12 protein-coding genes are annotated in these 14,769 nt (G+C 43.3%); 10 read left to right on the top strand and 2 right to left on the bottom strand.

The features are described 5' to 3' along the window. Positions 1-7 precede the first annotated feature (7 nt). The 7 genes from L2747_RS08640 (at position 8) to deoD (ending at position 8,268) form a co-directional block, all read left to right on the top strand. The gene (locus tag L2747_RS08640) at positions 8-772 is read left to right on the top strand and encodes a TatD family hydrolase (RefSeq protein WP_248998758.1); all 765 of its coding nucleotides are present in this window, start codon (positions 8-10) and stop codon (positions 770-772) included. A gap of 179 nt (positions 773-951) precedes the next feature. Next, positions 952-2,211, top strand: coding sequence for a NupC/NupG family nucleoside CNT transporter (locus L2747_RS08635; protein ID WP_220780349.1), 1,260 nt, complete (start codon positions 952-954; stop codon positions 2,209-2,211). A gap of 344 nt (positions 2,212-2,555) precedes the next feature. Next, positions 2,556-3,395, top strand: coding sequence for a nucleoside-specific channel-forming Tsx family protein (locus L2747_RS08630; protein WP_248998659.1), 840 nt, complete (start codon positions 2,556-2,558; stop codon positions 3,393-3,395). A gap of 565 nt (positions 3,396-3,960) precedes the next feature. Continuing rightward, the gene (gene deoC / locus L2747_RS08625) at positions 3,961-4,734 is read left to right on the top strand and encodes a deoxyribose-phosphate aldolase (RefSeq protein WP_248998658.1); all 774 of its coding nucleotides are present in this window, start codon (positions 3,961-3,963) and stop codon (positions 4,732-4,734) included. Between the two features lie 162 nt (positions 4,735-4,896). Beyond that, positions 4,897-6,228: a thymidine phosphorylase gene (gene deoA / locus L2747_RS08620; RefSeq protein WP_220780346.1), complete on the top strand. Its 1,332-nt coding sequence runs from the start codon at positions 4,897-4,899 to the stop codon at positions 6,226-6,228. A 13-nt stretch (positions 6,229-6,241) separates the two neighbouring features. After that, a complete protein-coding gene (locus L2747_RS08615; protein ID WP_248998657.1) occupies positions 6,242-7,459 on the top strand; it encodes a phosphopentomutase in 1,218 nt (405 codons plus the stop codon). A gap of 98 nt (positions 7,460-7,557) precedes the next feature. After that, positions 7,558-8,268, top strand: coding sequence for a purine-nucleoside phosphorylase (gene deoD, locus L2747_RS08610; protein ID WP_220761689.1), 711 nt, complete (start codon positions 7,558-7,560; stop codon positions 8,266-8,268). An 82-nt stretch (positions 8,269-8,350) separates the two neighbouring features. On the opposite strand, the gene L2747_RS08605 is transcribed toward deoD, so the two are convergent. Further along, positions 8,351-9,721 (bottom strand): AhpA/YtjB family protein, encoded by a 1,371-nt coding sequence (locus tag L2747_RS08605; protein WP_248998656.1) that lies wholly within the window; start codon positions 9,719-9,721, stop codon positions 8,351-8,353. Positions 9,722-9,799: 78 nt separating this feature from the next. Here L2747_RS08605 and serB point away from each other — a divergent pair, with 78 nt between their 5' ends. Further along, a complete protein-coding gene (gene serB / locus L2747_RS08600) occupies positions 9,800-10,807 on the top strand; it encodes a phosphoserine phosphatase SerB (RefSeq protein WP_248998655.1) in 1,008 nt (335 codons plus the stop codon). Between the two features lie 259 nt (positions 10,808-11,066). Beyond that, positions 11,067-11,975 carry an alpha/beta fold hydrolase gene (locus L2747_RS08595; protein WP_248998654.1) on the top strand — a complete coding sequence of 303 codons (909 nt, stop codon included), beginning with the start codon at positions 11,067-11,069 and terminating at the stop codon, positions 11,973-11,975. A gap of 52 nt (positions 11,976-12,027) precedes the next feature. Here the strand turns inward: L2747_RS08595 and L2747_RS08590 are convergent, their stop codons facing one another. Continuing rightward, positions 12,028-12,636 (bottom strand): response regulator transcription factor, encoded by a 609-nt coding sequence (locus L2747_RS08590; RefSeq protein WP_248998653.1) that lies wholly within the window; start codon positions 12,634-12,636, stop codon positions 12,028-12,030. A gap of 253 nt (positions 12,637-12,889) precedes the next feature. On the opposite strand from L2747_RS08590, the gene L2747_RS08585 reads away from it, so the two are divergent. Next, positions 12,890-14,674 carry a sensor histidine kinase gene (locus L2747_RS08585; RefSeq protein WP_428848513.1) on the top strand — a complete coding sequence of 595 codons (1,785 nt, stop codon included), beginning with the start codon at positions 12,890-12,892 and terminating at the stop codon, positions 14,672-14,674. Positions 14,675-14,769 lie beyond the last annotated feature (95 nt).

The raw sequence follows: 14,769 nt of genomic DNA, 5'->3' as shown, positions 1-14,769 counted from the left end.
AAGCCCAATGATAGATAGCCATGCACATCTTGATTTCCCGGACTTTGATGGAGATCGAAAGGAGTTACTGCAGCAAATGCGCAGTGTCGGTATTCAAAGTGCGATTATTCCTGCTGTTGATGAAGCGCAGTGGCCTAAGTTGATTGAGGTTGCAGAGCGCTTTAATTGTTTTTACTCGTTGGGGGTTCATCCTTGGTATGCGGAGGATGCGACGGATGCGACATGGTTGTCTTTACAGGCATTGCTGCGGCAACATAAAGAGCGTTCTGGGCTAGTCGCCATAGGTGAATGTGGGTTAGATAAGTTACACAAAAGTAATTTCATAACACAAATGAGCGTTTTTGAAGCTCAAATAGAGCTCGCCTGCGAATTTGATCTACCTCTCATTATTCATGCTGTCAGGGCGCATGAAGAAATACTAAAGAGCCTTAAAAGCCTGAGTCCATCAAGAAGAGGAGTTATCCATGGCTTTTATGGTAGCCCTCAATTAGCTGCTCAATATGTTAATTTAGGCTACAAGATAGGGGTAGGAGGATTGTTACTCAATGATAATGCACCAAAGTTGCAACTTACGGTCGCTGAATTACCTATAGAATCGTTCGTCTTAGAAACAGATTCGCCTGCTATGGCACCTAAAAATAGTCAAAATATTCGCAATACACCGTTAATTTTACCTGACATCCTTCAAAAAATAGCTAATTTACAAAAAAAGTCTGCCGTTCTGATTTCAGAACAGATGTTTTCTAACGTAACGCAACTCTTTGACCTTTAGTTTTTTTCTACTTAAACAGATGTTTGTCGCATCGTAATTCTCAAAGAAATCATTGAAATAAAACCTCAAAAATATGATCAATACGACGCTTTTACCGACGTGGTCGGGTATAATCGGGATCGTAAAAAAAGGTTGGTTAACAACATAATTAAAAAGTATTAACAATAGGGTGATGGTTAATGGATATTTTAATGAGTTTAGTAGGGGTGGTCACCTTACTTGCGATAGCTTTCGGGTTATCAAACAATAAAAAAGCAATTAACAAGCGTACTGTTTTTGGTGCGTTGGCAATCCAAGCCGCTTTAGGTGGTTTTGTATTGGCAGTTCCAGTTGGTAAAGACATTCTTCAAGGTATGTCAGATGCAGTATCTAGTGTTATTGGATACGCGCAAAACGGTATTGGTTTCTTATTCGGTGATTTAGCTAACTTTAAAGTTGGCTTTATTTTTGCCGTTAACGTACTACCTGTCATCGTTTTCTTCTCTTCTTTAATCGCAGTTCTTTACTACTTAGGCATCATGCAGTGGGTCATCCGTATTATCGGTGGTGGTCTACAAAAAGCATTAGGTACTAGCCGCACAGAATCTATGTCTGCAACTGCTAACATCTTCGTTGGTCAAACTGAAGCACCACTAGTTGTGCGTCCGTTTATCGCGACTATGACTAACTCAGAGCTATTTGCAATCATGGTGGGTGGTCTTGCATCTATCGCCGGTTCTGTATTAGCGGGTTACGCGCAGATGGGTGTACCTATCGAGTACTTAGTTGCCGCTTCATTCATGGCTGCACCAGCTGGTCTATTAATGGCTAAGCTAATGCATCCTGAAACTGAAGAAGCTAAGAACGACATGAGCGACTTACCAGAAGATCCTGATAAGCCAGCTAACGTTCTTGATGCAGCTGCAGCAGGTGCTTCATCTGGTATGCACTTAGCATTAAACGTTGGTGCGATGCTGTTAGCATTCGTAGGTTTAATCGCTATGATCAACGGCATTATCGGTGGTGTTGGTGGATGGTTCGGAATGGAAGGCCTAACTCTAGAATTAATTCTAGGTTACATCTTCATGCCTCTAGCATTCCTTATCGGTGTGCCTTGGAACGAAGCGCTTGTTGCTGGTTCATTCATCGGTCAGAAGATCGTTGTCAACGAATTCGTAGCGTACTTGAACTTTGCTCCTTACCTAAAAGATATTGCAGATGGCGGTATGGTAGTTGCTGAAACTGGTGTGGCAATGACAGACCGTACTAAAGCGATTATCTCTTTCGCTCTATGTGGTTTCGCAAACTTATCTTCTATTGCGATTCTGCTTGGTGGTCTAGGTTCAATGGCGCCAAGTCGTCGTCATGACCTAGCTAAGCTTGGTGTTCGTGCGGTAATCGCCGGCTCTTTAGCTAACCTAATGAGTGCTACACTTGCTGGTTTATTCCTAGCATTGTAATACTCAGAAAGATTGGGTCGATATAGACCCAATCTTTGCTCAATTTGCATTCTTTAAGTTGAGCTGACTAATAAGTCAAACGTATTCCAAACTCGATGTTTTATGAAGTGATCAGTGACTATGGTTAGGGATTGCTTCGGCTTTAAAATGACAAAAAAGATGATTAGATAGTCGATTCTGTCACAAAATCATAAAGTTGTTTCAATGTTAAAACTTAGTGTTCGCATTTTTACATTAATCATGTTGAAGTTTGGCGGAAATTAAGTAAAATGCGCGCCATAAAAAAGAAACGCTGACTCTTCATAAAGAAGGGCGGCAAACCATAAAATAAAATGGGGTTGATGATGAAAAACGTTAAAACTTTAGCACTAGCAGCTACTGCTGTTGCTGCAACAATGTCTGCACCTACATTCGCTGCTGACCGTACTGATCTACGCGCTGGCGATTACAGCTGGATGCAGTTCAACGCAATGTACGCTGTAAACGAACTTCCACGTGACGGTTCTACTGACGGTGGTCACGATTACCTAGAAATGGAATTCGGCGGCCGTGCTGGCATCGTTGACCTATACGGCTATGTTGACGTGTTCAACGTAACTAACCGTGACTACGGTGACAAAGGCGCAGGTTCAGGAAAGAGCAAGTTGTTCATGAAGTTTGCTCCACGTTTCTCTATCGATGCTATGACTGGCATGGACCTTTCTGTTGGACCAATCCAAGAAGTATACTTCTCTACTCTATTCAACTGGGATGACCGTGTTGGCGAAGGCGTTAACTCTACATTCTGGGGTCTAGGTGCTGACGTTATGGTTCCTTGGTTAGGTAAGACTGGTATGAACGTTTACGCATACTACGACCTAAACAACAAAGAGTGGAACGGTTACCAATTCTCTATGAACTGGTTCAAGCCAATTGTTAACTTTGACAATGGTACTTTCATCTCTTTCCAAGGTTATGTTGATTACCAGTTCGGCGCTGATGAAGTTTACTTCGCTCCAGGCGAAAAAGGCTTCTCATCTTCAGGTGGTGCTGCTTACTTCGGTCTACACTGGCACTCAGACAACTACGCGCTTGGTTACGGTCTAAAAGGCTACAATGACGTGTACTTGCTAACTGATGATGGTGCAACTGGCCTAGAAACTACTGGTTTCGCACACTACTTCACAGCTACTTACAAGTTCTAAGCATCGCTTAGCATTTTGTAAATAGACGACAGAGCCGCGATATTCGCGGCTCTATCTTACAGTTCAAATAACCCTTTAAAAGCTCGATTTTTTATTTAAACTTACGCTAATATTGTCATGTAAACTGCTTAATATTTACCTAAGCATCAGCTATATTAACTATGCTCATTTTATGAGTGTTCAGATAGAGTTTGTTTATGTAAGCATTAACGACTCGTCAAAAAATAAGACGAGCAGTGTATTGTTAGTTAGATAAGATTTATTACGCGCTAAAACGGATTTTTCGCGGAAAGGCAGATAATCAGTGATAACACTCTCCCTTCCCGGTCTTCATGGATTCAAGTCGTGACATTAGTGTCAGGATAGATGGGCTTACAGTAAGCTCACAATGTTGGATACCTGAATAGTATTTTTATGTTGAGTGCGTTAAAAATGCACGAACATGTGATTCGGTCATGCCCGAAGACCCGGCCCAAAACTATAATCAAAATAAGCCAGTTCAAGGCATTGCCGTGCGACAATTTTCAGTTTTATTAATTATTTGAATCTTTCTCGGAGAGCTATTATGAGCGACTTAAAAAAAGCAGCACAACAAGCCATTAATCTAATGGATCTTACCACGCTTAATGACGACGATACTGATCAAAAGGTTATCGATCTTTGTCATAAAGCTAAGACGCCAGCTGGCGATACTGCTGCAATCTGTATTTACCCACGCTTCATTCCGATAGCGCGTAAAACACTAAACGAAATTGGTGGCGATGATATCAAAATTGCTACGGTAACTAACTTCCCACACGGCAACGACGACATTGCTATTGCTGTACTAGAAACTCGTGCAGCTGTTGCCTACGGCGCAGACGAAGTTGACGTAGTATTCCCATACCGTGCATTAATGGAAGGCAACGAAACTATTGGTTTCGAGCTAGTAAAAGCTTGTAAAGAAGCTTGTGGTGAAGATGCAATCCTTAAAGTGATCATTGAATCAGGTGTATTAGCCGATCCTGCGCTAATCCGTAAAGCATCTGAGCTTTCTATCGATGCTGGTGCTGACTTCATCAAGACGTCTACAGGTAAAGTTGCCGTTAACGCAACACTAGAAGCCGCTGAAATTATGATGACTGTAATCAGTGAAAAGAATTCTAAAGTTGGTTTCAAGCCAGCCGGTGGCGTTAAAGATGCAGAAGCTGCAGCTGAGTTCTTAGGTGTCGCAGCTCGTCTTCTAGGTGATGATTGGGCTACTCCGGCTACATTCCGTTTTGGTGCTTCAAGCCTATTAACTAACCTACTGCACACGCTTGAGCTAGGTGACGCACCACAAGGTGCACAAGGTTACTAATCTTTACTGATTAAACTTGTCGTTAAGTGTGATCTAAATCTAATTAGGTGTATCAAAAGTTCGTTAGTATGTAACAATATTACGGCTTTTGATTCACTTTAGCAGAATGCTAACTAAAAGCTCTATTGAATAGAAACTAAGTTACACTCTTGGAGGTAGTACATGTTTTTAGCTCAAGAAATTATTCGTAAAAAACGTAATGCTGAAGTACTTTCGACCGCAGAAATCCAATTCTTCGTCAACGGTATCACCAACAATACTGTTTCAGAAGGTCAGATCGCAGCGCTAGGTATGGCGGTCTATTTCAATGACATGAACATGGATGAGCGTATTGCACTTACGACCGCAATGCGTGACTCTGGTACCGTGCTAAATTGGCAGTCACTGGACTTAAACGGTCCAATTATCGATAAACATTCAACTGGTGGTGTAGGGGATGTCATTAGTTTGATGTTAGGCCCTATGGCAGCAGCTTGTGGCGGTTATGTACCGATGATTTCAGGTCGTGGTCTAGGTCACACTGGCGGTACATTAGATAAGTTCGATGCTATTCCTGGCTACAACACCGAGCCTGATAGCGCTCTTTTCCGCAAAGTAGTAAAAGAAGCTGGCGTGGCAATTATTGGTCAAACTGGCGATCTTGTTCCTGCAGATAAACGCTTCTATTCAATTCGTGATAATACCGCAACAGTTGAGTCTATTTCTTTAATTACCGCTTCTATTCTTTCTAAAAAGCTTGCTGCTGGCCTTGATGCCCTTGCGATGGACGTCAAAGTAGGTACTGGCGCGTTTATGCCTACTTACGAAGCATCAGAAGAATTAGCACGCAGTATTACAGCGGTAGCGAATGGCGCCGGCACTAAGACGACGGCATTACTAACTGATATGAACCAAGTTTTGGCTTCATGTGCTGGTAACGCACTAGAAGTGAAAGAAGCGGTCGACTTTATGACTGGTGCTTATCGCAACCCACGTCTTTATGAAGTCACCATGGGCTTGTGTGCTGAAATGCTGGTATTAGGTGGCCTTGCTAGCAACGAGAGCGAAGCACGCACTAAGTTAAATGCTGTACTTGATAACGGTAAAGCGGCAGAGATATTTGGCCGTATGGTTTCAGGTTTAGGTGGTCCAGCTGATTTTGTAGAGAACTACAGCAAGTACCTACCTGATTCGCAAATTATTCGTCCAGTTTACGCTGATAGATCCGGCTTTGCAGCCGCGATGGATACTCGCGAACTTGGACTTGCAGTAGTAACACTTGGCGGCGGTCGTCGTAAGCCTGGCGATGCTCTCGACTACAGTGTCGGACTTTCTAAAGTCTGCGCACTAGGTGATGAGATAAACCCAGAGCAACCTATTGCATTTATTCACGCCCAATCTGAAAGCGCCTTTGCTGAAGCCGAAGCTGCAGTGAAAAAAGCGATCCGTATTGGCGACAGTAAACCAGAAGCAACTCCGGAAATATATCGTTATATCCGTGAGTCAGATCTGTAACGGAGCACCGTTTATGAAACGTACTATAATCATGATGCTGGATTCTTTCGGCGTTGGCGCAGCGCACGATGCCGAAGCTTTCGGTGATGTGGGTTCTAACACTTTTGGTCATATCGCAAAGGCGTGTGCCGAAGGTAAAGCAAATGATGGCCGTGAAGGTCCTTTAAAACTGCCGAATTTGGCGCGTTTAGGCCTGGGTCATGCATCTAAAGAAAGCACGGGTGAATTTCCTGCAGGCTTTGGTGATGATGTTGAAATTATTGGTGCTTATGGTCATGCTGATGAATTAAGCTCTGGTAAAGACACGCCAAGTGGTCACTGGGAAATGGCGGGTGTACCTGTTCTTTACGAATGGGGCTACTTTAGTGAGTTAACTAACTCATTTCCGCAAGAGTTGACCGACAAGATTTTAGCTCGTGCTGGTTTAACTGAGTTTCTAGGTAATTGCCACTCTTCAGGTACAGTGATTTTAGATCAGCTTGGCGAAGAGCATATGCGCACAGGTAAGCCTATTTTCTATACCTCTGCAGACTCGGTATTCCAGATCGCTTGTCATGAAGAAAGTTTTGGTCTTGAAAAATTATACGAGCTTTGCATTATTGCTCGTGAAGAGCTTGCTGATTACAATATTGGTCGTGTGATCGCGCGTCCATTTGTGGGAACTGGTCCTGGCAGCTTTGAGCGTACGGGCAACCGTCGTGATTATGCGGTTGAGCCGCCAGCACCAACGGTACTGGATAAGCTAAAAGCAGCCGGTGGTGAGGTGGTGAGTGTGGGTAAGATTGCCGACATTTACGCCCATTGTGGTATCACTAAGAAGGTGAAAGCGACCGGCCTAGAAGCGCTGTTTGATGCGACTTTAGAGCAAGTTAAGCTTGCTGGTGATAACACGATCGTATTCACTAACTTCGTTGATTTTGATTCACATTATGGCCACCGCCGTGATGTTGCTGGTTACGCTCGCAGTCTCGAGTACTTCGACTCGCGTCTACCTGAGATTTTAGCACTGCTTGATGAAGACGATTTCTTACTGCTGACTGCAGACCACGGTTGTGACCCAACTTGGCCTGGTAGTGACCATACACGTGAGCGTGTACCGGTTCTTGCATATGGTGCGGGTCTAGAAGCGGGCTCATTAGGGCGTCGTAACAGTTTTGCTGATATGGGCCAGTCTATCGCGAGCTATTTCAAGCTTGAGCCGATGGAATATGGCGAATCTTTTATTCGTTAAGCTGTAAATAAATTTGAATTTGGTGGCTCAAATTGAGCCACTAGCAAACAAGACTAAGTTGATACAACGGTCTAAAAATATAAATAGGGGTTATTCTGATGGCTACACCACACATCAATGCCGTAGACGGTGCATTTGGCGATACAGTTCTATTTCCAGGCGATCCACTACGCGCTAAGTACATTGCTGAAACTTTCCTAGAGAACGTTGAGCAAGTCACTGACGTACGTAACATGCTAGGTTTCACTGGTACTTACAAAGGCGTTCGTATCTCTGTTATGGGTTCAGGCATGGGTATCCCATCTTGCTCAATCTACGCGACTGAGTTGATCAAAGATTACGGTGTTAAGAACCTAATCCGCGTGGGTACTTGTGGCGCTATCAGCACTGACGTTAAAGTACGTGACGTGATCATCGGTATGGGTGCTTGTACTGATTCGCAAACTAACCGTTTGCGTTTCCGTGGCCAAGACTTCGCAGCTATCTGTGATTACGGTCTGCTAAGCGCAGTAGTTAAAGCTGCTGAAGCAAAAGGCACTAAGTACCGCGTAGGTAACGTTTTCTCTGCTGACCTATTCTACACGCCAGACCCAGAAATGTTTGATGTGATGGAAAAGATGGACGTACTAGGTGTCGAAATGGAAGCTGCTGGTCTATACGGCGTAGCTAAAGAGTTCGGTGCTAAAGCATTGTGTGTTGTAACTGTATCTGATCATATCCGTACAGGTGAAAAGACGACTTCTGACGAGCGTCAAACAACATTCAATGAAATGATTGAAATGACACTAGAAGCTGCTATTACTCTGTAATAGTTAACTTCGCAGCTTAAGCTGCAGTGTTAAAAAAACGGACGCTTATGCGTCCGTTTTTGTTTCTATAATATGCTTATATTTAAGTGTCATCATTGGAAGCTGTTTTCGATGCTGTTTTGGGTATTGCTTTAGCGCCAGTTTTTGGTCCCGCAGGTACTTTTTGGGGCTGCACTGTCTCAACCTCAGCCTCAGCTTTTGTTTTTGCGGGTGTTCTAGGTTTTACCGTCGTTTTAGTTTTCGTTGGGGCTTTTACCACTATTTCAACTATAGGCTTTTCATCGCTAGCAATCTTTGTTTTTGATTTTGTTTTGGTTTGAGCGACGGGTTTAGTTTCATCATTAGCTTTATCCCTCGCTTTAGGCTTCGCCTTTTGCGCTAATACTGTTTGGGTAACCGGTTTTTCTTTAGGTTTTACTGGAGCTTTCGTTTTTACATTAGCCTTGGGCTTGGATTTTGCCGGAGCTTTTACCACAATTTTAGCTACGGGTTTTTCTTCTATAGGCTTTTTTACTGTAGTTGTAGTTTTGGCCCTTGGTTTAACAAGGGGGGATTCTGTCGCAGATTGTTTTTGGGTAGCGGTCTTTGTATCAACTATAGCGACTGGGTGCGTGCCAGCAATGATTTTATTGGCTTCAATAGCTACTTTAGGTTGTGCTTCATTGGTTGTTTCTTCAACCATCGAGGGCTGCTGAGCTCCGCTGTTAGTAGCGCTCTTTGCCATAGTCTCTAGGTCAGTACTAGTCGGCGTAATCTCTTGTGTTTTTTTGGCCTCTTTTAGCTCATTAGCCGCCTGCTGTTTCGCAGCTTTTGCCGCTGCTTTAGCATTTTTCTTGGTTAACAGTTGTCTTAGTTTTACTCTGGCTTTTCGCCTATCAAAATCTGCACGTTTAAAGGACAGAGCACGTGATAGCAGCATACCAATCAAGCCTGCAATTAACAGCATCATTTGTTGCTGTTCCATATTGATTTGGTGCGCTTCTTTAATCTCATTGAAGAAGTACTTAGGCTCTAGGCGCACTTCGACATAACCAAGGTTTTTTCCATCTTGAGAAACGGCTTCAACATAGGGAGGGTATTGTTCAAGAATATGGGCTAACTCTGCAGAGTCTGCTTCTAACTCTTCATCGATGACACTTTGAGCAAACGATAGTCTAACGCCATCTTCGCTAAATATGCTCGCAGACATTACCTTGGGATCGAGCACAAGGGCTTGGGCAAGCCATTGTAGCTGCTCATCATTTTCTAACTGCAGTGCAGGGGCTGCCCCGTAGGCGGTTTGCTGCACAAGTAATCTTGCCATCTTTTCGGTTTGGGACTTTAGAAGCTGCTGCCCTTGTAGTAGGCTTGTTTCCCATAACTGGTCTAGACCTATGAAAAGTGCGATAGCAATCATGATCTGCAACAATCGGCTTATTCGATGGCTCTTTTTTAAGCCTTTTAAATAGAACACTGAAACCCTTAATATGTTGTGTACTCACTTAATCATAATTGATTATGTCTGTACTCGGTAGCTGGAGAGTCATAACTAATGGAAAGTTCGAGTCAATCTACTGTTTTTACTTGGTTAAACACTGAAAGTAGCACGTCTTTTATTGCAGGGAAACAAAGATTCTCTCGTCATATTGAAGTTGAGTATCCGTTAAACTTTTCGCGCTATCGCATTGTGTTCTCAGCACCACTGCAAATTAGCAATAGTTTACAACAAGCCGAGTTCACCAAGATAGAAAAATGGCTTTCATCGCTTGTTATTGATGTTAGTTTAGCTGTGATTAAGCGTGATTGTGGCTTGTTTTGTGTAGAGGTTTGTACTGATAAGCCACTTACGGTTGAGCAAATATTACAAGTTAACCAGTCTCTAGAATTAGAAGTGTTTGAACTGGCTGCGAGTGCGCCAATCCTTAATCAGCCGGGCCTACTTGTAATGGATATGGATTCAACGGCTATTGAGATTGAGTGTATTGATGAGCTTGCCGAGATGGCAGGTGTTGGTGCGGCCGTAAGTGAAGTTACCGAACTTGCTATGCAAGGTGAGTTAGATTTTGAGCAAAGTCTACGCGCTCGGGTTGCAAAACTTAAGGGGGCAGACGCGAAGATTATCCAAACATTGTGTGACAAGTTGCCGCTGATGCCAGGACTTGAGCCTATGATTGCGGAGCTTAAACTGCACGGTTGGTATACCGTCGTTGCATCTGGCGGGTTTACGCCATTTGTAAACCATTTAAAGCTATTACTTAAGCTGGATGCAGCGTTTGCGAATAAGCTAGATATTGACCATGAGAAGTTACTTGGCACGGTATCGGGGCAAGTTGTTGATGCTCAGTTTAAGGCGGACACAGTGCTCAATTGTTCAGATAAGTGGCAGATTTTAGATGGACAAAGAGTGGCTATCGGTGACGGCGCTAATGACATTCCAATGATAAATACCGCCGACTTTGGTATTGCTTACCACGCTAAGCCAAAGCTGGCAGAGGTAGCGGATGTTAATATTACTACCCTAAACCTAAAGACTCTGCCTTATTTGTTTCAATACAAGTAAGCTTTAATTGAGACAAAAGGTAGTGATGATTGCTGCCGTATTAGTTTAAAGTTAAAAGCTCATCGCGATATTGAATGATACCGTTGTGGGCTTTTTTGTTTTAAAGCTTAGCTATGATATTGATTAATCTCTTCCATGTATCTTAGTCGTGTTTTAATTGCGGTTATAGATAATAATTATTAATTGCCTCTAGAGTTTTTACTCTTGTTTTTACTGTTTTGCTTCAGTAGTTTATGAAAGAAAAACAAGAGAGTATGGCTTGAATATTCAGCAAAAATCTTATTATATCCCTTATAAACATGGTCATTTGCATTTGAGACAGATTGTTCCGGTGCAAGCTGATATGAATAAATCTCCTGTGCTGATGCTGCACGGGGCCATGTCGAATGGTAGAGTGTTTTATAGTGAGTCAGGTAAGGGCTTAGCCTGTTATTTGGCTGATGCGGGCGTAGTCGTTTATGTGCTAGACACCCAAGGGCGTGGGCTCAGTGAACCTAAACTTGCTCGTGGCTTTACAGGCGGGCAAGGGGAAGTGATCCGTGAGCAATTACCATTAATCCAGCAATATATTCTGTCTCTTCACCCAAATACTAAAACCGTCCATTGGTGCGCCCACTCTTGGGGCGGGGTGTTGATGGCGAGTGCTATCGCTCGCTATGACAGCTTACAAGAGTCTGTTGCTTCATTAGTTACCTTTGGTAGTAAGCGTCGTATTGAAGTTAAATCTTTGCAAAAATGGCTTACTGTCAATCTAGTGTGGAATAAGTTGGCACCATTAATAGCCTGGAAAAGCGGGTACTTGCCAGCGGACAAACTAAAAATGGGTATGGATAATGAATCACGATCATCGCTTAGGCAAACCATAGACTGGGTAAAAGGACGTTGGGTAGATAGCGATGATGGTTTTGATTATGCCTGCGCAGCTAAACAGGCGAGTTGGCCAAAATCTTGGTTTATCGCAGGTAAGGGTGACAAGGTGTTAGGTAATCCTGCAGATGTGCAGAGAATGATTAAGGAATGCCGAATTAAACAGGTCGATTACACACTTTTATCAAAGAAGCAGGGCTTTAAGCATGACTATGATCACGGCGGCATGCTGACACATAAAGATGCTGTAGATGATCACTTTCCTCGCATTAAAGACTGGTACCACAGTTTTAACGGCTAACCTTAATTTGCCAAAGGCATTGATGCTTTGGCAGGGCTTCAGTTTGTATTATTTAGTGTTGCTGGGCTAGCAACGGTGCGAGTTTAACTAGCTCAGCTAAATTGCTAACCCCAAGTTTAGTCATGAGCTTAGAGCGGTGAACCTCAATGGTTCTGATTGCAACACAGAGGTCGTTAGCCATTTGCTTGTTGGTGTTACCGGCGATCACTAATTCAAAAATTTGGGTTTCACGTTCAGATAAAGTATTGAACAGTGCTTGATTAGTGAGCTTCCAATGCTGACGCACGCTGTAGGCTAAACCTTTAGCGATGGATTGCGATAATACATTGCCTTGAACCGGTTTTTGAAAAAAGTCGAAAGCGCCATTTTTAAATGCATCAACAGCCATTGGTACATCGCCGTGACCGGTTAAAAATATGACTGATAATGGACTTTTAGCCTCTGTGAGTAGTTGTTGTACTTGTGGTCCTGTAAGCCCAGGCATTCTTGCATCTAAAATAACACAGCCAGCTTGGTTTAAGTCAACCAGGGCAAGAAAATCATCACCGCTGTTAAAGCAATTAAGCTTATAACCATAACCGTCCATTAAAAAGCTAATGGAGTCGACAATTGCTTCATCGTCGTCGACTAAATAAACTGGCCCTTCAATATTCTGCTCCACAAAACACCTTTATTTTAGCAATGCTTAATTGATTGATATCTCAGTTTGCTGCTTTTAGCGAACTATTTTGCAGGAATCATGAATTGGGTCACGCAGCAAAGTCTGAAACCTAGCGTAAGCTATCGCTAATCAATCAAATTCCACTATGGGAAAGCCTGCCGCTACATTGCTAAATTAAACAATGTCTTGAGTTAATCACTTTTCTAGTAATTTAGTTTAAAGTTATGTGGTTGTGGAGTCTAAGGAAATGAAGTTGCCTAAGGTTTTGTTGTGTCTACTGTTACTGTTATTTTCATCTGCCACCTGGTGTAAGCCGCAGCAGTTTTATGTTGGTGTGCTTGCTAATTGGGGGCATCAGCAAGCTGTCGAGCGCTGGACACCCATGATGGAATACCTTAATGAACAGGTGCCGCAGGCTGAGTTTCATGTATATCCCGGCAACTTTGAAGCCTTAAATTTAGCGATGGAGCTAGGGCAGATCCAGTTCATTATCACTAACCCTGGTCAATACTTGTATTTATCCAATCATTATCCATTGTCGTGGTTGGCAACAATGCGCTCAAAGCGTCACAACGGCAGCACTTCTGCAATTGGCTCGGCGATCATTGTTAAGGCGGATAGTGATTATCGGACTTTGTATGACCTAAAGGGAAAAATCGTTGCAGCGAGTGATCCGCATGCCTTAGGCGGCTATCAGGCAACCGTGGGGTTAATGCATAGCTTGGGGATGAACCCTGAGACTTATTTTGGGCAAACAAAGTTTCTCGGTTTCCCACTGGATCCGTTGTTATATCAAGTACGTGACGGTAACGTTGATGCGGCAATTACACCGTTATGTACTTTAGAGGATATGGTGGAACGCGGGTTGATCCGTCGTAGTGATTACCGAGTTTTAAACCCTAGCAGGCCAAAGGGTATTGAGTGTCAATGCAGTACTAACTTGTATCCTAACTGGTCATTTGCCGCGACTGAAAGCGTTAGCACTGAGCTGAGTAAATCAATTACTCAAGCGTTACTCGATCTCACCCCTGACACAGACGCAGCAATGAGTGCTCAGCTTAAAGGCTGGACATCTCCTATCAGCCAGTTGGCAGTGATCAATTTGTTTAAAGAGTTGCATGTTAAGTCTCCTGACAGCAGTCGTTGGGACTCCGTGGAGCAATGGCTTAAAGATAATCGCCATTGGGGCATTTTATCTGTCTTAGTGTTTATTATTGCCACGCTCTACCACCTATGGATTGAATACCGTTTTCACCAAAAGAGTAGCTCACTCATTGAATCAGAGCGCCAGTTAAAGCAACAAGCTGTGGCGTTAGAACGATTACAGAGTGCATCAATTATTGGTGAGATTGGCGCTGGGCTGGCCCATGAAATAAACCAACCTATTGCCGCTATAACCAGTTATAGCGAAGGCGGTATTATGCGCTTGCAGAGCCAAGAAAAAGTCGATGTACAAGCTTGTATTGAGTTACTAGAAAAGATCCACAAGCAGTCAACTCGTGCTGGTGAGGTTGTTCACCGTATTCGTGGTTTGTTAAGGCGGCGAGAAGCAGTGATGGTTGACGTTAATATTCTAACTCTTGTTGAAGAAAGCATATCACTGTTAAGGCTTGAGCTTGCAAGGCGCGAAATACAGGTCAATACCCAGATTAAAGGCGAGCCATTTTTCATTACTGCTGACCGAGTCGGTTTGTTACAGGTACTGATAAACCTTATCAAAAATAGTTTAGATGCGATTGCAGATAGTGAAAGTGCCCGTGTTGGTAAAATTAATATCGAACTGGACTTTAAAGAGTGTCAGGTCAATTTGCGTATTACCGATAATGGCTCAGGTTTAGCGATGGACTCGGACACACTCATGGCGACCTTCTATACCACTAAGATGGATGGTTTAGGCTTAGGCCTCGCCATCTGTAAAGAAGTGATTAGCGATCACGATGGTCACTTCTTGCTGAGTAACCGTGATGATGGCGTTACAGGCTGTATGGCAACACTGAGCTTGAAAAAGCGTGGCAGTGAAGCGCCGATAGAAGTGTAACTTAAGCGCAAGTGGTTATCGATTACCTATGGATATGAGTAAACAGATGTGCGGCTATTAAGCCGCACACTTTGTATCGAAAACATGCTGTAGCC

This window comes from Shewanella marinintestina, from assembly GCF_023283845.1.
Lineage (GTDB): Bacteria > Pseudomonadota > Gammaproteobacteria > Enterobacterales > Shewanellaceae > Shewanella > Shewanella marinintestina.
This window is presented reverse-complemented; position numbering and strand designations above follow the sequence as displayed.